Annotated in this window: 15 protein-coding genes; 10 read left to right on the top strand and 5 right to left on the bottom strand. The window is 49.2% G+C overall.

Going from position 1 to position 19,107, the window contains the following annotated elements; translation table 11 throughout:
• Positions 1–273: 273 nt before the first annotated feature.
• Complete coding sequence (locus ACUZ9Q_RS12185; protein ID WP_449247959.1) at positions 274–1,929, bottom strand: hypothetical protein; 1,656 nt, start codon at positions 1,927–1,929, stop codon at positions 274–276.
• Between the two features lie 780 nt (positions 1,930–2,709).
• On the opposite strand from ACUZ9Q_RS12185, the gene ACUZ9Q_RS12180 reads away from it, so the two are divergent.
• Entirely contained in the window at positions 2,710–2,880 is a 171-nt protein-coding gene (locus ACUZ9Q_RS12180; protein WP_192113820.1) for an Arm DNA-binding domain-containing protein, read from the top strand.
• A 148-nt stretch (positions 2,881–3,028) separates the two neighbouring features.
• On the opposite strand, the gene ACUZ9Q_RS12175 is transcribed toward ACUZ9Q_RS12180, so the two are convergent.
• The 3 genes from ACUZ9Q_RS12175 to ACUZ9Q_RS12165 form a co-directional block, all read right to left on the bottom strand.
• A complete protein-coding gene (locus ACUZ9Q_RS12175) occupies positions 3,029–4,180 on the bottom strand; it encodes a type II toxin-antitoxin system HipA family toxin (RefSeq protein WP_449247958.1) in 1,152 nt (383 codons plus the stop codon).
• The gene (locus tag ACUZ9Q_RS12170; RefSeq protein ID WP_227119438.1) at positions 4,170–4,481 is read right to left on the bottom strand and encodes a helix-turn-helix domain-containing protein; all 312 of its coding nucleotides are present in this window, start codon (positions 4,479–4,481) and stop codon (positions 4,170–4,172) included. The genes ACUZ9Q_RS12175 and ACUZ9Q_RS12170 overlap by 11 nt, the downstream gene beginning before the upstream one ends.
• A gap of 1,033 nt (positions 4,482–5,514) precedes the next feature.
• Positions 5,515–6,717: an iron-containing alcohol dehydrogenase gene (locus tag ACUZ9Q_RS12165; protein ID WP_449247957.1), complete on the bottom strand. Its 1,203-nt coding sequence runs from the start codon at positions 6,715–6,717 to the stop codon at positions 5,515–5,517.
• Positions 6,718–7,103: 386 nt separating this feature from the next.
• Here ACUZ9Q_RS12165 and ACUZ9Q_RS12160 point away from each other — a divergent pair, with 386 nt between their 5' ends.
• The 8 genes from ACUZ9Q_RS12160 (at position 7,104) to ACUZ9Q_RS12125 (ending at position 15,884) form a co-directional block, all read left to right on the top strand.
• Positions 7,104–7,256 (top strand): type II toxin-antitoxin system RelE/ParE family toxin, encoded by a 153-nt coding sequence (locus ACUZ9Q_RS12160; RefSeq protein ID WP_227119440.1) that lies wholly within the window; start codon positions 7,104–7,106, stop codon positions 7,254–7,256.
• Between the two features lie 142 nt (positions 7,257–7,398).
• The gene (locus tag ACUZ9Q_RS12155) at positions 7,399–7,665 is read left to right on the top strand and encodes a HigA family addiction module antitoxin (RefSeq protein ID WP_449247956.1); all 267 of its coding nucleotides are present in this window, start codon (positions 7,399–7,401) and stop codon (positions 7,663–7,665) included.
• A gap of 104 nt (positions 7,666–7,769) precedes the next feature.
• Positions 7,770–9,806 carry a ribonuclease H-like domain-containing protein gene (locus ACUZ9Q_RS12150; protein WP_449247955.1) on the top strand — a complete coding sequence of 679 codons (2,037 nt, stop codon included), beginning with the start codon at positions 7,770–7,772 and terminating at the stop codon, positions 9,804–9,806.
• A 9-nt stretch (positions 9,807–9,815) separates the two neighbouring features.
• Positions 9,816–10,841, top strand: a complete 1,026-nt coding sequence (locus ACUZ9Q_RS12145; protein WP_449247954.1) for an adenylosuccinate synthetase — start codon at positions 9,816–9,818, stop codon at positions 10,839–10,841.
• A 4-nt stretch (positions 10,842–10,845) separates the two neighbouring features.
• Positions 10,846–11,862 carry a dCTP deaminase domain-containing protein gene (locus tag ACUZ9Q_RS12140; RefSeq protein WP_449247953.1) on the top strand — a complete coding sequence of 339 codons (1,017 nt, stop codon included), beginning with the start codon at positions 10,846–10,848 and terminating at the stop codon, positions 11,860–11,862.
• Between the two features lie 25 nt (positions 11,863–11,887).
• Complete coding sequence (locus tag ACUZ9Q_RS12135) at positions 11,888–12,493, top strand: deoxynucleoside kinase (RefSeq protein WP_449247952.1); 606 nt, start codon at positions 11,888–11,890, stop codon at positions 12,491–12,493.
• A gap of 595 nt (positions 12,494–13,088) precedes the next feature.
• Positions 13,089–14,174 carry a glycosyltransferase gene (locus tag ACUZ9Q_RS12130; protein WP_449247951.1) on the top strand — a complete coding sequence of 362 codons (1,086 nt, stop codon included), beginning with the start codon at positions 13,089–13,091 and terminating at the stop codon, positions 14,172–14,174.
• 9 nt (positions 14,175–14,183) lie between these two features.
• On the top strand, positions 14,184–15,884 hold the full coding sequence (locus ACUZ9Q_RS12125; protein ID WP_449247950.1) for an LIC_10190 family membrane protein: 1,701 nt from the start codon (positions 14,184–14,186) through the stop codon (positions 15,882–15,884).
• Between the two features lie 175 nt (positions 15,885–16,059).
• On the opposite strand, the gene ACUZ9Q_RS12120 is transcribed toward ACUZ9Q_RS12125, so the two are convergent.
• A complete protein-coding gene (locus tag ACUZ9Q_RS12120; RefSeq protein ID WP_449247949.1) occupies positions 16,060–16,833 on the bottom strand; it encodes a dienelactone hydrolase family protein in 774 nt (257 codons plus the stop codon).
• Positions 16,834–17,144: 311 nt separating this feature from the next.
• Here ACUZ9Q_RS12120 and ACUZ9Q_RS12115 point away from each other — a divergent pair, with 311 nt between their 5' ends.
• Positions 17,145–19,019: an ATP-binding cassette domain-containing protein gene (locus ACUZ9Q_RS12115; protein ID WP_449247948.1), complete on the top strand. Its 1,875-nt coding sequence runs from the start codon at positions 17,145–17,147 to the stop codon at positions 19,017–19,019.
• The last annotated feature ends 88 nt before the right edge of the window (positions 19,020–19,107 follow it).

The raw sequence follows: 19,107 nt of genomic DNA, 5'->3' as shown, positions 1-19,107 counted from the left end.
GCTATAGATGCATAACATGCCGAAAGGTTGGAGGATAATTTGGGGAGGGTCGTTTAAAATCAGAACGTATTATTCCCTGCACAAGCTTGTAGAACAGTGGAAACCAGACGGCGGTACACAAGCAGCGGCGACTTCAAGTTCATTAGGTGGCTGACACCGGAAGAATTCCGTGTGTACACCTCATTGGGAGTCACTAATGGGTATGTGGGGTAGGGTCGCTTCAACATGCTGATTTTATAGATATTGAGAGAATGCCGACCTGATGATGAAAGTCTAATCAAGGTGACGAGTTTTGGCATTGTCTAAATGCTTACCGCAGTGACAAATTAGTATTTTTCGTTCTTCTTCTAAAAATGAAAAATGGAGGCGAAAATCATCTTTAACCGCACTCTTAAGATGAGGATAATATGTTACATCTGCCTTGTTCCATGTACATTTTCGCATTTTTGCAAATTTTGCATCCTTTTTAGTAGTCTTACTTTCAGTCATTGAAAAATCTATTCCAGTTATTTTTCGGAAAATGGTTTCAAGGTCATTAGACTTTTCTAAAAATTTTAAGTTATGCATGACCAACGCAAGCTTGTTAATCATTTTCCATGCTTCTTGAACTATCCTCATATCTTCAGCGTGTTCATATTGCTGGGCACTTCTATACGCGTTTTCATGAATAAGAATAGAATCATTCCAACGCAAATTTGCAAGAGATAATACTTCGTATAGAGAACGAGGGATATCAAATTCTTGACGCAAATTATTTATTAAACCTTCAAGGCTTTCTTTGTCTTTCATGCATCCAACATATTGCGTAGCTTTCCATGAAAGGTCTTTAGCCTTTTCCTGCTCTGCTTCCAAAGAAATTTCTAACTGTAGCATTTTTTCATCTTTCAAGGCAATTTCTTGAATTTTTTCATCAAGCTCGGCATCTAACAACTGAATATATTCTGCATTGTCACGGGAGGTCTTTTGTTCCCGCATTTCAAAAATATTGCTCAGCCTTCTTCTTTCTATTACATGCTTAATTTCGACAATTTCTTCTGGCATAAAGCTCAAAGCATTTTGTGACAAAGCGAATGTTATTTCCTGATCAATGCTCCTCAGATTGTCCCTCAATTCTTGTTCCAAATAAAATTTATGCCGAAATCCAGTTTCAGGTAAAATTGAGTATCGAAAATAGACGCGCATCATTCCTATGGCTAAACGATGGTCATATGGTACATTGGAATTAAACTCATTCAAGTCTGCAGTGCTTGATATTATATAACAGTTTGCATTGCCAATGTTTTTTTTGGCCAACGAATCGAACTTTGTTTCCATGTCAGTATTTGAACTCTGCACATAGATTAGTATCGGAAGGCGCCTTTGTGTATTACATATCTGCTCGGCCATCCATTTTCCACCAAATATGCCAACATCATATAGTCTTGGATTGATTTTACTTTCGCGTTTAAAGCACTCGAATTTCTCATTTTCTAAAACATCACGAATAAACTTAGGAACACTCGGTGGGGGAGTGTCGAATTGCGGGCCAACATAATTTGTCCTCACACCATGCTGTAGCAGGCATGCAAACCTTATGGTTGCGTCATCAACCCTCGTTATGCCGATATTAACCGACCAAAGGCGAGAGTATATATTTTGATCTGGATGGATCAACTCAAAGGCCCAATGCTCTGGATCGCGGAAGCAATATTTTCCTTTATTGCTTGCGGTACGAATATGGCACTCGCCGCAAACATGCTGTTCGGCATCTCCAGAAAAAAACCATCCGTGCGACAATTCTTCTCGCCCAACATCATTGACATCTCTTCGCGATTGGCACCAACCCCGAACAATTCGGCGCAATTTTTCCGATAATCCTTCTTCCGCAGATTTGACATTGAATGCACTTCTATAATGAATTACGGCAGACGGTGGCATGAATAATGGCATACAGGGTGCCTCCAAAGGAATTACACAGAAATAAGGTAATTATCCATCTCAGAAAGCCAATTGTCTACCCTTTTCTTTAAATTTGCATAAAAGTCATTCGGGTTGGATAAAATCTACTCCATGCTAGCTGTGATAAACTTTAACTGCATGTTGTGTGTGGCGCTACACCGTTCATTTGTAGGCCTCTGAGCTAGGAGCACCAGCTGTCTTGGTCTCAAAAATTTAATAACTTTTGCAGTGAAAATTCTATTGGCATGAAACTCACCAGTGTGCGTTCTCAAATTTCTGGTAAACCGCGTTGTGACCTCTGGCAAAGAATGTATTAGTCATGAGCAAAGCTGATTGCCTGAAGGTATGGAGAGCCCTCAAAAGGTTATCGGCTACTGCCTCCGCGATTATTTCGTGCATACCGCTGTGCATACTTTTTCGATTTATGGGTATGCATCTGTATGACGCTGGATGAAAATATAGCGTTGAAATGATTGCAACTAGCTGAAATCATTATCTGCCAAAAAACTGATTGAATCGACTCGAAATCGAGTTAGGGGTTAATAGCTCCTACGTGGGTTCGAATCCCACCCTCTCCGCCATATGATGATTCAAGGAACTCCGAATTCGTCCGCTAGTCGTTGACAGTAGCCGAATTCGGAGTTTTACTTTGTCCGACGATGTCCGGTAAAAATCGCTCAAAGCCGAGCTTAAACCGGATACTGCGCCGGACATTTTTTATTTTGGCGTTTCCTATGTCCAAAAGATGTCCGGTCTAGGGAGGAAACGCTTATGGCTCTAAGCGATATGGCCATTAAAAAGGCCAAGCCCCGCGAGAAAATTTATACCCTCAAAGACGCAGATGGGCTTTATCTGGAGATAAAGCCTTCTGGCAAAAAGTATTGGCGTCTCCGTTACTGGATAGACTCCAAGGAAAATCGTCTTTCCCTCGGTGAATGGTGACGCGTTTGGTGGTTTGATTGCGCGCTGTAAAAATCAGATACCAAACTGGATATTTTTTCTGGCGTTTCCTTTATGAGCAGTTCTCAAACTGCTTGCGGAATTTCCCATTTGTCACTCAGACGGCCTCCTTCCTGCACATTTGAGCACCTTACTTCTTCACCTCGACCAAAGCCGCGTCCACCTGCTGTATAATTTCGCGCACTGTCCGCGCGTCTACATCCACAGTTGCGGCGGCCGCCAGAAAATCCTTTTCGGTTATATCCTTGCCCTTGTTGTTGACCATGCAGGTCTGTTCCCCGTTAATGCCCTCTGACGGTGTAAGGTCATAAACCGGGGCCATGCGCCACTGGTTTTCCTTGTTCAGCAGAAAGGAAAAGTTTTTGGAGTGGTCGTCCCTGTTGCCGGAGCGCACGTTGAACGCCATGAGCCGCACCATTTTAAGCACTTCGCGTATGTCTTTGGTGAGCAGCAGCGTCAGGCGCAGCAGGCTTTCATAGGTGAGAGAGGGTTCGCGGTGCGATGCGTGCAGCAGGCCGCAGGCGGTGTGCACATGCACCTTTTGACCATGCACCCTGTCAAAGCGTTGGACGCCGAAATATCCCGGCGAAGTTGCCGACGGAAACAGGTGCGTTTCCGGCATATCCAGCCCGGCTTCTTTGGCCGCCAGGGAATATGCGTATTCCGTCAGCCCGGTGTTTGGCGGTTCGTGCGCGGAGCAAAATTTGATGATCCAGGGAGTTCCTTGGGGTTCCCCCGCCCCCTGCGGCACAATGCGGTAATCATCGGCAACGTTCACCAGAATTTTGGGTCTGGCCCCTGCGGATGAGCCGTTGAGCTGAATAAGCTTGTCCAGTTGCCCCGCATCCACTGGCGCATCGCGCAGAATCCGCAGCGAATCCTCTGCCAGAGCATCCAGTTCCGCCACAGAAACGGCTTCTTCTGCCTGTTCCGCCGCCGGGGTGTACTCCAGAGCGCCCATGCCGTGGGCACCCACCATGGCAAGGCGCTGCAAGGGCAGGCAGGCATGGAGCGATGAGCCTTTCTTTCGTAATGCCCTGTCCAGCAAAAGCAGCCCCCAGCCATCGGGCAGGCTGTCGTTGAACACGCCGAACAGGCCATCAAAGGTGCGCTTGGGGTCTTCCTTGACCTCTGGGCTGAGCGGAAGCCTGAACGGCGAAATGTTGATGCCCGAATCAAGAAATTCTGGCGCGTACTGGAACAGAATGGCGTTGCTGTGCGCGGCGAGCTTTCCCACATGGCGCCGTACGCCGTATGCATGCAGATGCACGTCAAGATTCATGGCGTTTTCTCCCTGCCCGCTTGCGGGGTGCTGGGGATTGCGGCTTGAACAGGTTTTCTGTGCGCGGCGGGTTGAACAAGCCGGAAAAGGCTTCAAGATCGTTAAGAATCAGGGCGATAGCCAGCAGGGACGCGAGCGAGATTTCCCCTGTTGTTTCAAAGCGCTTCACAGAGCCAAGGGAAACGCCGCTACGGGCCGCCAAATCTTTCTGGCTCATATTGAGCGCAAGCCGTTTGGCCTGCGCCTTGGCGGCGATGCCGAGCCGGATTTCTTGTGGAGTTTTTAGAATATCGTCTAACATAATAGCTCTTAACTTTATTTTTTAGTATAATAGCTAAAATATGAGATGATAGCAATTGGTTGATGGGGAGGAGGGTGAACTCGCGCTCTAACGTCAACACCAGCCCTGCCGAGCGAGATCGGGGCCGCAGCTCACCCAAAAAAGGAATAACCCGCTGAAGTTTTGAATCAGCAGCGGGCGCGTAAGGAGCGGTGCCGGAAAACGGCGAGGAAGGCGTGAACACCGTCTTTCCTCGTCTAGCTAATATTGACAGCAATCCAAATCGGTCGCTTTTATGTTTAATGAATACGTTGAACGTATTCGCGCTGCGAACGCTATTAAAGGTGTTCAGGCTATTCTCTAGAGGCATTCATGAGGGTACGCTTCAGATAATTATGAGTGTCAAAATGAAGAGACGGAACAGCTTTTCACATCTGGCAATTTCCCGCCTCTGAATACAGTATAGCGAAAGGGGTAGCGCACGCTGCGCATTTTACATGCAACAAGTCAGCTCAATTCGCTCAGAATCCCTTCAGGCAACAGGCTGGAAAAGTTGAAGGGAGATCGTGACGGACAATTCAGCTCTGCATCGCCATAAATATGCAATGGCGCATCTGCAAGGCAAAAATAAAAAAAGTCAATAATATTTATTTTTTTATTACATTCGTTTTTTGTGCGGCCAAGTCGGTGCTGTACTTAACACAAAGCAATCACAGGTATAATTTTTCATTAAACGTATAGAGAATCCATATCAATACAAGTCAGCAATACAAAAGTTTAATGCACAAAAAATACAATTATACACAATTATACCATCAATAGAGAAGTAATATTATGCACCAGCTTTTCGCCAGCTGACAAACTGGCCTTTCAATAGCTGCACTGGTGAATATAAAAAATACAGTAGGTTAATAACGTAAAATATTGTACGGCTGCCTACAAAAAACCGGCGTGGATATTTCGCGCCGGTTTTTACACTGCATCTTTCGGATAGCGCCGTGTTGCCCGTTGCGCTGCGCAACGGCCCAAGTCGGCAATACCCGTATCCAGCCCGTTATTGCATGGCCGCCTTGTACACGGCAGTCACGTCCGCATCGGTCATGGTGCGGGGGTTGGTAAAGCAGCAGACATCCTTTTGGGCATTGGCGGTCATAGTGGGGATATCGGCTTCGCGCACATTCTTGCCGTACTTTTTGCCCAGGGCAACCAAGCCCTCGGGAATGCCCACGTCCCTGGACAGGATGTTAATGGCGGTAATGGCCTTGCGCGAGGCTTCATCGGCGCTGATGCCCTGCGTCAGCTCGCCCAGTAGCTGAGCAATGCGGCCAAAACGGCGTCGGCTGGAAATACGATTGTATTCGCACACATGCGGCAGCAGGATGGCGTTGCATTCGCCGTGGGGCAGGTCATAAAAGCCCCCAAGCTGGTGCGCCATGGCATGCACATACCCCAGGCTTGCGTTGTTGAAGGCCATGCCAGCCAGATACTGCGCGTAACACATGCCCTCGCGGGCTTCTTTGTCCCGGCCGTTGGCCACTGCACGACGTAGATAACGGTTGACGTATTCCATGGATTTTTCAGCGCAGGCGTCGGTCATGGGGGTCGCAGCAATGGAAACATAGGCCTCCACGGCATGGGTCAGCGCGTCCATGCCCGTAGCGGCGGTCAGTGCCGGAGGCATACCCATCATCAGCAATGGGTCGTCAATGGCCACGCTGGGGGTGCAGCGCCAGTCGCCAATTGCCATTTTGACCTTGCGGGAAGTGTCGGTGATGACGCAAAAACGGGTCATTTCCGAAGCCGTGCCCGCCGTGGTGTTGACAGCTACATAGGGCGGGAAGGGATTTTTGGACTTGTCCACGCCTTCATAATCGTGAATTTTGCCACCATTGCTTGCAAGAAAACCCACGCCTTTGCCGCAGTCGTGCGAACTGCCGCCGCCAAGCGTAATGATACTGTCGCATTTTTCTTTTTTATATACACCAAAGGCCTCAACAACGTTGTTGTCGGTGGGGTTTGGAACGGTCTTGTCATATATGGCGTACTTCATTTTTGCAGCATCAAGGATGTCGGTGATCTGCTTGAGTATGCCGGCGTTGACAATGCCTGGGTCGGTAACAAGCAAGGGTTTGACGCCGCCAATATTTTTCAGACGATCAGGAATTTCTTTGGAACACCCCTCGCCGACGAGAGTGACGTTGGGAATAAAAAAGGAGGTGATCTGTCCCATATGCATCCTCTTAAGCTCCGTACTCATTCGTGACTCCTTTGGTTATACATGACAACTTTAGTTTTAATTGTCATGCATGGATTAAGGTATGTTCTGTGAGTAAAGATATGCTTCATCGATTGACAAATCAAGAAAATAGCAACAATTACTCAATTCTTTGTTCTAATTTTTTACATAATACATTATTTTTTGTTCAATATTAAATTTACAAGTGTTTTATTACATTTTAGATAAGATTGATTGATTGAACAACAAGATTTTTTAATCCATGATTCGATATCTTGCACAAATATTCCTTTTTACTGAGAGCGCGGCACGCAGCAATCAGAGGTCAGGGAAACGAGGTGGCAAAGAGGATGTTGCATCGGGCCGAGGCGAATAAAATTGGCGCGCGCATTGCCCGTTAGCGACACGTGAACACAGGCGACCTGCGCAATCTGCATGCGACAGGCCAGCTCAATTCGCTCCGAATTCCTTCAGGCAACAGGCTGGAAAAGTTGACGGGAGATCGGGATGGACAATTCAGAATTGCCATTAACATGCAATGGCGCATATGCTTTCGGTAGGAAGATGGAAACGCATATGATGTGGAAGTGGTGGATTATCACTAGCGGCAAAGCTACTGGCAAAGAACAGCGAAACACCACGCATGGTTAGGAGATGTTTTATGATTGCTATTCACCCCGGCGAGATATTGCGCGAAGAATAATGGCCCCCCTTGGCCTCACTGCCTCCACCCTTGCGCTGGAGCTGCGGATTCAGGCCTCAAGAGTGTATGAGATTATTAACGAGAAGAGGGGCATTTCTGTTGATACGGCCCTGCGGCTTGCAAAGTTTTTTGAAACTGACCTCAATCTGTGGGTCAACTTGCAGGCTCAGTACGAAGCGGATTCGATGGATGCCCAGAAGCGCACGGATATGGAGAGGATTGTTCCTTATAGCGAGTTGCAACGCTCAGGTTTCGTGCAGAATTGATTAAGGCATTTGAAGAAGATGCCATTCCCCCGCCAAAGGCAATTTTCATTGAACCTGTAGGGCAAAACAGGTAGATATTGGGGGACAGCAAAAGGGCAATAAAGATGATTATAAATACGTTTCAGCATATTAAGGGAATTAGTAAGCAAGGCGAGTTGAACCTCTGGAGAAAAGGGGTTTTAGACTGGCGGCTTTACACTAATATGCATCCCACGCAACTTTCTTTGTTTGGATCAAGTCCTCATCCGATATTTAAGAAGTCATTTGAGGCACTTGCCGCAGGTGATATGTCTTATTTCGCTGAGCACCTTGCTTCGACTGAATTCTATCGTGTTGCTCTAGCATTTCCCAATGAAATTATGTTCTTAGATATCGAAACAACTGGTTTAAGCCACTACTATGACCAGATTACGATTGTGGGGTGGTCGATTGGGACCAATTATGGCGTGTACAAGGCCGGTGGCGATGATACATTGTTCCGTGAAGACCTTGCCAAGGCAAAGGCTATCGTGACGTTTAATGGGGCTCGGTTTGATCTGAAATTTATTAAAAATCATTTTCCTGGGATAACTTTTCCTAAGATACACATCGACTTGGTATATCTTGCAAGACGAGTAGGGTTGACTGGTGGGCAGAAAGCAATTGAAGAAGAGATAGGATTCAAACGGCAAAAATCAATTGAAGGTATAAAAGGAGAAGCTGCTCCAATCCTCTGGCATATATACAGGAGAGGAGACAACCGCGCTTTAAAAAAGTTAATAGTGTACAATCATGCCGACATAGAAGGGATGAAGTCAATTCTTGATGTTTGTATAGATAGGATATTTGTAAAAGATAATATTCCGCGTAAAATTAAGCCAAAGTTTAAGTTTAAGAGCATAAAAAGTAAAATATTGTGGAAAGTACTAGATCAAAATTCAAGGTATGTTATTCCAATTTCAAATTATGACGGTGAATATCCTGTTACATTCAGTGCTCTTGACGACCTTAAACGTGTTGGGACTCCAACTGTTGTAGGTATTGATCTTGTTTTTCGTGAGAGCAAAGAATCTGGAGTTTGTACGTTAAAGGGGAATGTAGCATCTACCTGCCGACTTAAGACAGATGAAGAGCTGATTCAATATGCATTAGAAGCAAAAGCCGATCTCATTTCAATTGATTCTCCTCTTAGCATTCCAAAAGGAAGAACAACTTACTGGAATGATGATCCGTATAGAGACGAATTCGGAATTATGAGAGAGTGTGAACGCATCTTACATAAGCGAGGCGTATCGAGTTATCCTTGTTTAATTGATAGCATGCAAGGGCTTACTCGTCGTGGAATGGAATTGGCGAAAAAATTTCGGCAACTGGGGATACCCGTTATCGAAAGTTATCCGGGAGCTGCTCAGGTTGTTATGCATATCCCGCGCAAGCAGGATGGCCTTGAATTCCTTGTGGACGGACTCAAAGAATTTGGAATTACTGGCGATTATGAGACATCTTCCATAAGTCATGATGAATTAGATGCTATTACATCTGCAATTGTGGGGCTTTTCTTTTGGGCAGGCAAGTACGAAGGTCTTGGCAATGAAGATGAAGAGTACTTGATTATTCCAGACGTCCACGCCGATCACAGGCGTTGGCTAGAAAGACAAGTGATCGGCATTAGTGGTCCCATCGGCGCGGGAAAAACGACTCTCGCGACAGAGCTACAAAGAAAGGGTTACGCTTATTCGCGCTTTAGCATGGTCTTAGATGACATCCTTTCAGAGCAAGGCAAGGTTGTATCTAGGTCTTCCTTGCAGGAACTTGGGGCCACTCTTCGTGAGGAGAAGGGCCAAAGGTGGCTTGGTAAGCAAACAATCCGCAGGGTTCAGGATAACGCAAAAATTGTGATTGATGGTATTCGCTTCCCGGAAGATCACGCCCTGCTTGCAGAAACTTTTGGGCCATCATACAAACATGTTCATGTAACAAGTTCGTTCGATGTGCGGAGAGCACGTTTAGCTAAGCGCGGCAAAGAGGATGTTGTTTTTGACGAGGCAACTGAAAATCCGCTTGAGGCAATGACAGCGAGTCTGATTAGCCTAGCTGATTTTCAGCTGGATAACTCTGGCAATATGTCAAATATAGAGAGCTTCATTGAAAGCCTAGGTTAAAGGATTATCATGCCAGTTACCGTAGTTGTTGGCGGGCAGTTTGGCTCAGAAGGGAAGGGAAAGGTCGCTCATTATCTTGCAAAAGAAATGAGTGCCACGTTTGCAGTTCGCTGTGGTGGGTCAAATTCCGGACATACCGTTATTGATGAACATGGTAAGATTAAAATTTTTCAGCAACTACCGACAGCTTCAATCCTTCCTGATATCAAGTTAGCCCTTTGTGCAGGGTCATATATTGACGTGGATATTCTTCTTGCAGAAATTGCTATGGCAAAAATTTCTCCAGATCGTCTTTTTGTAGATCCAGATGCGGTCATCATAACAAATGAGATGAAAAAAAGAGAGCAACTCGGCGGTCTGATAGAGAGCATTGGGTCAACGGGGAGTGGAACTGGGGCAGCGGTCGCAGCGAGAATTAATCGCGAGACATCGCTCGTGTTTGCTAAAGATCTCCCCCAGCTTAAGGTGTATGTAAAGGATGTTTCATCGCAGCTTAGGGCTGTGCTAAACAACGATGAGCGTGTGATTGTTGAAGGAACTCAGGGGTTTGGGCTTTCGCCGCTCCACTCGCGATTTTTCCCAAAGGTGACAAGTCGAGACACTACAGCAGCTGCATGCATCTCCGAAGTAGGGTTGAGCCCCTTGGACGTAGACGATGTGGTGCTAGTTATTAGGGCATTTCCTATTCGGGTAGCTGGAGATTCTGGCCCGTTAGAAAATGAAATTACGTGGGAAGATGTTGTCAGTGAAGGGCTTCATGAGCAGCGCATTGAGGAAAAGACAACCGTGACCAAAAAAGTTCGACGAGTGGCACGCTTTACTCCGGGCGTAGTTAAGCGTGCAATTTTAATAAATAGGCCTACTAAAATCGTACTAAACCATGCTGATTATTTCATGTCAAAAAATAATTATAAATTCAAGCACGTTGTCGCAAGTCAGCTTTGTGAGATTGAGCAACTAGTTGGGCAAAAGATAGATCTTGTGGGAATTGGTCAACGCGAAATCTGCCCTAGAAATCTGTTTATTGAAGAGTGATCATATGAGTCAGTTCGCAATATCAGATCAAGAGGCAGGAGAAAGGTTTGAACGTTTTAAATCGATAGACCCTTTTCCTGAAATATTTCCAGCACTTTTAAATTCTGCGGACATCCTTGACTACGTTGCCGCTACTGGGATGATTTATCCTTTCGACCCTAATAAAGTTGGCCCTGCTTCTTATGATATGGTCATAGATGGAGAATACTTATACTGGGACGCTGACGGGAAAAAACGCCAGGGCCTTTTTAACCCATGTACTCCTATCCCGATTTTAAAAAACTCTATAACCTACGTTACGGTGCGGCAACGGTTTAGGCTGCCGGACTATATTGCATTACGTTTTAATTTTAAAATCGTTCATGTTCATAGGGGGTTATTGCTCGGAACGGGGCCGCTAATAGATCCCGGATTCCAAGGTAAGTTAATGATTCCGATCCATAATTTGACAAGCAATGAATACTCAATATGCCAAGGAGAGCGTTTAATCAGCGTAGAGTTTACAAAGATTAGCACAAATTCTCGGTGGAATTCTGTAAACCCTATAGAGTCGCAGCTGACAGACCCTTCTCATTTTGGACAGTACGCACCAAATACAATGAGGTTAAAAGATAAAAAATTTGAAGATTACTTAAAGGTTGAACTCCCTGTTGGGACGATTTCTGTGGAGAGTTCGCTTTCGGGCACTCTGGCGCAAGCTAATAAGTCGATCAAACAATTCAAATTGTGGCAAAAATTTTCATATGGTGCAAGTGTCTCCGTTTTTGTTGCTGTTGTCGCTGTTATACTCAGCACATGGAGTCTTATCTCTGACGCGAATAAGAATGTTGCAGATGCGTCTGCCGCAATCAAAGCTCAGCCTTCGGTGGTGGAGCACTCACCTAGTCCACTTTCAAAAGATTTCGATTTGCTAAAAAGAAAGGTTGAAGATCTGGAACAACTGGTCAAAAATTATGAATCAAAATTAAATTCTTCAAAGCAAGACCTGCAAAGTGGAAGTGTTGAAAATTCAAACAAGTGAGTTGTGACAATTGAAAGGCAGCTTAATGGGTAATGGAGTAGGTGAGGTCATAGGAGTTTGTGGGGGCATTGCCTCGGGCAAAACAACATTATGCAAGCAAATAGAACGAGCTGGTGCAAATGTTATTTATGAGAACTTTGAAGATAATCAGTTTTGGGAGAAATTTTATTCCGAACCTGTAATTTATGCCTTTGAGACAGAAATATCCTTTTTGCTACAGCATTGTGCAGAGATAAAATCCGGACGGGTTTTTAAATCTGTTATTTGTGATTTTTCCATTCTTCAAGACATCGCCTACGCCGATGTCAATCTACACGGCAAAAGACATCACATTTTTTGTGCACTTGCGGATGAACTTATGCTCGAAGTAGGCCAACCTACTCACCTGATCTATTTGACTTGTCCTGCGGAAGTCCTTCAAAAGCGCATAGAGCAGAGAAATAGGGAGGCAGAGCGAGAAATTTCACTTGATTATTTGGTCAGGCTTAATAATGCGCTAGAGAAGCGAGTCAAGGATGTCTCTCGTATGACATCTGTAATTACAGTTGATAGTAATCGCATTGATTTTCGATATGGCATTGAGGCTCTGCCGGAGGTAGTCAGCTTGGTAAAGGAGGGAGCTTGGCGTTGAGGTATAATCGTCAAGTGTGATCGGTCAGTTATTCTGTGTTTCCTCGTCAATGGTTGTTCATTTGTGAATATTTTAGTGCGGAAGTTAAAGAGAAAATCGGGTGTAGTTTTGGACATAAAACCGTATATTGTTTTGTGCAGAAAATTAATTATAAAATAAATTTAATGGCTTGGGAATTTTTTCGAATCCCACCCTCTCCGCCATTAATACGTAATAAAAACGGCGTGTTGCTTTAGATAGCAACACGCCGTTTTCGCGTTCAAAAAGGGTATGTTTTTAGCGAGTGCGCGACCCAAATACATGCCGTAATCATACCTTGGCCCTATCTGTAAGAAAAATTAGGAGAGGGTCATTTTCGTTCATCTAGCCTTTGGCACGTTGGTGCTTTTTCAACTCGGGCGGCATCGACTTTGTGCTTGCTGAATCAAAAGCATATCGGCTAAATAGTCGCAGCGTAAATCTTAGCTCTACTCAGTAGATTCCTTTTCAGGGCAATGTAATAAAAAACATTGCTTAAATTATAGTCCAGCGACAGCTGACTATTCACTATGCTAGCACGGGGTTTTTGCTGCCTCTGCACTATTGTGAGCAAAACATGAATGCACCCATCCGACTTTCACTTGTAATCCCCTGTTATAATGAAGAACGTACCCTTCGTGATTGTGTAAGTCGTTGTCTTGCACTGCGTGAGCGGAATATTGATCTGGAGCTTGTCGTTGTAGACGACTGCTCCACAGACAATAGCCTCGCCGTTGCTCGTGAGCTGGAATCAGAGATTCCGGGGATCACGGTAGTGCGGCATGAAGTCAACAAGGGCAAAGGCGCAGCGCTTCGAACGGGTTTTCTGCACGCAACAGGTGACTACGTGGGCGTTCAGGATGCGGATCAGGAATATAATCCTCTGGATTATCTCAAGCTGCTTGTGCCGCTGGTGGAGGGCGACGCCGATGTGGTGTACGGCTCGCGATACCTGCGCAGGCAGACACGGCGCGTGCTTTCTTTCTGGCATACCTGGATGAACCGCACGCTGACCTTTATCTCCAATATGTTCACAGGCCTTGATATCAGCGATATGGAAACCTGCTACAAGCTTTTCAGCCGGGCCGCCATTGCCGAAATCGCTCCGCTCCTCAAGGAGGAGCGCTTTGGTTTTGAGCCAGAAGTGACGGCGCTGATAGCCCAGAAAAGGTTTCGCGTATATGAATGTTCCATACATTACGAGCCGCGCGGCTACGAGGAAGGCAAAAAAATCGGCTGGCGAGATGGCATACACGCGTTGTACTGCATTCTGCACTACAGCGCGCACTGCGCGCCCCTGCCTATGCAGGTTCTCATCTATTTGTGCATAGGGCTTGTGTGCGCGCTGACCAATATCAGCATTTTTTCAACACTCATCGGCATTGGATTCAGCGCTGCCGCTGCCATCTGGATTGCCTTTTTGCTGGCTGCCGGGCTCAACTATCTGCTGTGCATTACGGTGCTGTTCCGCCACAAGGCGCGCTGGTCCGGCCCACGCGAGGTTGCCATCTACATTGCCTGTGTGCTCCTTATGGGCTGCGTGGACTACGCCATTACATCCGGGTTTATCCTCTGTGGCATTTCGCCTTACTGGAGCAAGGTCTGGTCAACACTGCTGGGCTTTGTGGGTAATTTTCTGTTGCGCAAATTCTGCGTGTTCTAGGGACGGAAGATGCTGCTTCTGGCTGTTGCACTACTGACGTGCTCCCTGCTGCTCTGGCTGGCTGGCGTGTTCTTGCTGGAGGCACTGGGGCTGCAAAACAGAAATCCCTTTCTGGCATTCTGGGCGGGGATGTTCCCTATTGGGCTGACAGGTTTGTTGCTCTCTCTGTTTGTTCCGCTTCAAGGGGCTGCTGCCGCGCTGTGCTTCTGGGCCAGCGGATTGGGCCTTTGGCGGCTCTGGCGCATGGGTTTTCGCGAAACGGGCCTGAGCGTTCCGGGAACTGCGCTGACCTTGGTGCTTATAGCGCTGCTGGCTTATAAAACCGGCTATGCGGAATTCAAGGACGGCGGCGGAGGCGATACGCCAGGCTATCATCTCAATCTGGTGCGCTATCTGCACGACTACGGCACGGTAGCGGGCATTGGCAATCTTCAGTTCCGCCTGGGCATGAACTCCACCTGGCATGCGCTGGCGGCGCTGTTTGAGCAAGGGCTGCTGCTTGGGCGCAGCGCCTACCTCATGCAGGGTTTGCTGGGCCTTGGAGCCGTGGGCTGGTGTGTTGCCGAAGTCACCACAAGCGCGGTTATCTGGCGCAGGCTCTACGCAGTAGTCCTCATCCCCATGGTGGCATACTACCTGCGCGATATGCGTCCCTCGCTGTACTACGACAACGCGGCGCTGTTTTTATGCGCGGTTGTTTTTTCCATCTGTCTGCGGATTCTCTTGCAGAAAGATAACCGAACGGTCATGGCGCACTGTGTTCTGGTGCTGACGGCAACGGCTTTTTTGCTCAAACCGTTGAATCCGTTTTTTGTGTCTGGTTGCGTGGGGATTGCCGCCTGGGGCGTATGTCAGGATTCCCCTCGGGGGCGTCTGCGGCGTCTGGCTCTTGTTTGTGTGCTGCCAGGTTTTGCAGCGCTTGTCTGGGTTGCCAAAAACGTGCTGCTCACAGGGTATCCTGTGTATCCATCGACCATTTTCCCCTTTCCTGTTGATTGGCGCATGGCGGAAGCAAAGGCGCGGGAATGTCTGGAGTGCATTCTTGGCTGGGCCCGAATGCCCAATGGGCTGTACCACGAAAGCCTCCGGCAAGGGCTGGGGTTCTGGTTCCCCTCCTGGTTTGAGCGCCAGATTCAGTCGTTTGAAATGTGGTACAACGGCTTTGCGCCGTTGGGCCTTGGGTGCATTGTCTGGCTGCTGGCATGCGTGCGCCAGAGAGGCGCTGTAGTCTGGTGCATTCTTGGGCTGACACTGGCAAGTCTTGCGGGATGGTTTGGCAGCGCTCCCGAAATTCGTTTTGGCTCTGCGTATTTTTGGATATTTCTGGCTGCCGGAGTGGCCTGCCTTTTCAGAAACCAGACTGCATCGGACGTGACGCCCAGAGTGCGGGTGGTGTTGTGGGCCTTGGGTGCTTCGTTGCTTGGCCTGCTTGTATTTTTTTATCAGCGCGGCTCACACCACAGCGAACGCGACTGGTTGGCGCCCGCTCCTGCGGTGCTGGGCAATGCCGTTCCCGCGCGTATTCAGCCGGATGACGGAGCAGAGCCCTTTGACGTTTTTGCGCCGCGCGGAGAGGGCAAGGGCTGCGCCAACGGACCTGTGCCATGCACCAGTGAGCCGAACGGTGGTTTCTGCCTGCGTGATCCTCAGCAATGGGCCAATGGATTCCGCGATTGTCAGTCGCACTTTGCTGGCTACGTTTCGCCCTGATCTCAGCTACACGAAAATATGCAATTTTTCGGTTACATGCGCGCGGTGGTTAGCTGCTATTTACGCAGATAGCGCTGTCAATTGGTGGAGGTCGTCAGCATGCGTGATCGGCATCCATGTGCATCAGGCAACACTCCTTCACAGATGCTTTGCCGCAAGAATGCTTCACGGATGGTCACATCATCTGTTTGTCCATCAACACCCGCTGAAAAAACTCCAGCGTCCGCTGCTCAGCGTCTGTTGCGGCAGAGCGGTTAAAGCCGTGGCCTGCGCCGGGGTAGATGACCATCTCAGCGGTTTGCCCAAGGCTGCGGGTCAGTTCCACCAGTTCCTTGCCTCTTTCCATGGGCACAACGGTATCCGCATCGCCGTGCAGTTCCAGCAAGGGCGGCATGTGGGTAATGGGGTGCTTGCCGTCAGCCCTGCGTTGAGCGGGGATGCCGCCGTAATACACAACCAGCGCCGCGATTCTTGTATCCTTGCTGGCTACGGATGTTCCCAGATATCCCCCCTGAGAAAAGCCCACGATGCCAACGGGGCGGGCCTTCTGCCCCTGCGCGAGCACGTCTGTCACAACATCGCTGACCATCTGCGACCACGCGCCTATACGTTTTGAAAAATTTGCGCGTCGCGTTTCCACAGTTTTGGAGCATGCGACATCCTGTTCATTATAATAATCCAGCACATAGGCATCAAAACCAGCGCGGGCGAATTGTGTGGCGTTGCGCTCATAAAATGCCCGAAATTTATCCAACCCCTGGCTGCCGTGCAGCACAATGATAGCCGGGTGCGGCCCTTGCCCGGCGGCAAGGAAGGCCTTAACCACAACTGGGCCCTGGGATGTTGTTTGCGTGCCCTCGTGAACCTGAATATCGCCCGCAAGGGCGCGGCCAAATCCGCCAAAAAACACAAAGAGAAAACACCAGCAAAAGATTTTTGCGCTCCGCATATTCCCGCCCTTGGGTGATGAGTGAAATTCCGTCAATGCTTTCGGCTACTCGCTTTGTGCGAGTAAGACAAGACCACCTTTGCATCCATGTTGTGCGGATGCGCCGCGCACAGGCTTGTCAGCGGCCCGTTGCGTCAGTTTCGCCGCTGGGGTAATGATACGCCTCTGCAGGGCGCAGGTGCCGCGTTTTTTTTTTGCGCGCAGCGCTGGTCACCCGGTTTGCGGATCGCGCAACGCACCATCGCAGGGCAGGCACAACCCAGAGCAACTACAGCTATGGGCAGAATCATATCACCGTGTTGGAGAATATTTTGGCATTTTTGAGCATGCAGGGCGTTACCCTGAACCTCGGCGGCAAGCCGCTACTGGATTCTGCGGATTTTTCGGTTGAAGTGGGCGACAGGCTTTGTCTCGTGGGTCGCAACGGCGCGGGCAAGTCATCGCTGCTGGCGCTGCTCGGCGGGCAGATGCAGCCCAATTCCGGCATGATTATCCGCCCCGGCACGCTCATAGGCCAGATGCCGCAGGATGTGCCGGAACGCTGGCGCGGCACGGTTTTTTCTCTGGTGGCGGAGGTTCTGGGCGAGGAGGGCACGGCCCTTGCCGCAGCCCATGCCGGGGCCGAGCACAGCCTTGAGCTGAGCAGCGGCTGGGAGCGCTACGGCGATGTGCTTGCCGTCATCAATCATCTGGGGCTGGATCCCGATGCAGATTTTACCTCGCTCTCCGGCGGCACCAAGCGGCGCGTGGCTTTGGCGCGGGCGCTGATCTGCTCTGAAGACCTCATTCTGGACGAACCCACCAACCACCTGGACATCGCCACCATCACCTGGCTGGAAGATTTTTTGCTGCGCAAAGCCCGCACACTGATTTTTGTCAGCCATGACAGGGCGTTTGCCAAGCGCCTTGCCACACGTGTTGTGGAGATCGATCGGGGCAAGCTGCACAACTATTCCTGCGGGTTCGACCGTTACCCCGAGCGGCGCGAGGAACGCCTTGCCGCCGAGGAGCGCGCCTTTGCGCTGCAAGACAAAAAGCTTGCGCAGGAGGAAGTGTGGATTCGTCAGGGCATCAAGGCCCGCCGCACGCGCAACATGGGCCGGGTGCGTGCTCTTGTGGCCCTGCGGACCGAGCGCGCCGAACGGCGCGACAGGCAGGGCAACGTGCGTATGGCCGCGCAGGAGGCCGGGCGCTCGGGCAAGCTGGTTATTGAGGCCGACAATATTTCAGTCGGCTATCCCGGTCAGCCGCCCCTTATCCGCAATTTTTCCACAATCATTCAGCGTGGCGACCGCGTGGGCCTGATAGGCGAAAACGGCACGGGCAAAACATCTCTTATCCGCGTGTTGCTGGGCGAGCAGCAGCCCACAGAAGGCGAGGTGCGCCTGGGCACCAATCTGGAAATCAGCTATTTCGATCAGTTGCGCGAAACGCTCGATCCGGAAGCCAGCGTCATGCACAGCGTTGCAGAGGGCAACGACGTGGTCACAGTGGGCGGCAGCACGCGCCATGTGGCAGGATATTTACAGGATTTTCTCTTCACTCCCGACCGCTTGCGTCTGCCGGTCAAGGTGCTCTCCGGCGGCGAGCGCAACCGCCTGCTGCTGGCAAAGCTCTTTACCCGGCCATCCAACGTGCTGGTGCTGGACGAACCCACCAACGATCTGGATGCGGAAACCCTTGACCTGCTGGAAGAGCTGATTGCGGATTATTCCGGCACCGTGCTTGTGGTCAGCCACGACCGCAGTTTTCTGGATAATCTTGTCACCAGCGTCATCGCGCTGGAAGGCGACGGCATGGCGCACGAGTATGTTGGCGCGTATACCGACTGGCTGCGTCAGCGCTCGACCCCTGCGCAGGAGCGCAAGCCGGAAGAAAAAACCGCCCGTACAAGCCAGCGCCTCGCCTCGGACAAGCCCCGCAAACGCAGCTTTAAGGAACAGCGGGAATTTGAACAACTGGGCAAGGAGCTGGAAGCCCTGCCCGAGCGCATGGACGCCCTGGAGCAGGAGCAGAAAACTCTGGAGGCAACCCTTGCCGATCCTGAGCTGTTCGCTCGAGATCCAGAAGCTTTTGCCAAAACCACAGACCGGCTGGTGGCGCTGGAAACAGAGCAGACCGAACTGCTGCTGCGCTGGGAATTTGCGGAGCAGCGCCTGCAAGAGCTTGGTGAACTGGCAGGGTAGAGCAAACTCCCCCTGTCAGCGTCAGCCCGCATGTATGGTGTCATGCCGTACATGCGGCACCCGTCCTTTTTTTGAGTTAAGCAGCCTT

The sequence above is a fragment of the Desulfovibrio desulfopostgatei genome (assembly GCF_053570645.1).
This window is presented reverse-complemented; position numbering and strand designations above follow the sequence as displayed.

Excerpts from the sequence above, each read along its gene's own strand:
- ACUZ9Q_RS12185 (WP_449247959.1), bottom strand. The coding sequence starts at position 1,929 with ATGCCATTATTCATGCCACCGTCTGCCGTAATTCATTATAGAAGTGCA.
- ACUZ9Q_RS12180 (WP_192113820.1), top strand. The coding sequence starts at position 2,710 with ATGGCTCTAAGCGATATGGCCATTAAAAAGGCCAAGCCCCGCGAGAAA.
- ACUZ9Q_RS12175 (WP_449247958.1), bottom strand. The coding sequence starts at position 4,180 with ATGAATCTTGACGTGCATCTGCATGCATACGGCGTACGGCGCCATGTG.
- ACUZ9Q_RS12170 (WP_227119438.1), bottom strand. The coding sequence starts at position 4,481 with ATGTTAGACGATATTCTAAAAACTCCACAAGAAATCCGGCTCGGCATC.
- ACUZ9Q_RS12165 (WP_449247957.1), bottom strand. The coding sequence starts at position 6,717 with ATGAGTACGGAGCTTAAGAGGATGCATATGGGACAGATCACCTCCTTT.
- ACUZ9Q_RS12155 (WP_449247956.1), top strand. The coding sequence starts at position 7,399 with ATGGCCCCCCTTGGCCTCACTGCCTCCACCCTTGCGCTGGAGCTGCGG.
- ACUZ9Q_RS12150 (WP_449247955.1), top strand. The coding sequence starts at position 7,770 with ATGATTATAAATACGTTTCAGCATATTAAGGGAATTAGTAAGCAAGGC.
- ACUZ9Q_RS12145 (WP_449247954.1), top strand. The coding sequence starts at position 9,816 with ATGCCAGTTACCGTAGTTGTTGGCGGGCAGTTTGGCTCAGAAGGGAAG.
- ACUZ9Q_RS12140 (WP_449247953.1), top strand. The coding sequence starts at position 10,846 with ATGAGTCAGTTCGCAATATCAGATCAAGAGGCAGGAGAAAGGTTTGAA.
- ACUZ9Q_RS12135 (WP_449247952.1), top strand. The coding sequence starts at position 11,888 with ATGGGTAATGGAGTAGGTGAGGTCATAGGAGTTTGTGGGGGCATTGCC.
- ACUZ9Q_RS12130 (WP_449247951.1), top strand. The coding sequence starts at position 13,089 with ATGAATGCACCCATCCGACTTTCACTTGTAATCCCCTGTTATAATGAA.
- ACUZ9Q_RS12125 (WP_449247950.1), top strand. The coding sequence starts at position 14,184 with ATGCTGCTTCTGGCTGTTGCACTACTGACGTGCTCCCTGCTGCTCTGG.
- ACUZ9Q_RS12120 (WP_449247949.1), bottom strand. The coding sequence starts at position 16,833 with ATGCGGAGCGCAAAAATCTTTTGCTGGTGTTTTCTCTTTGTGTTTTTT.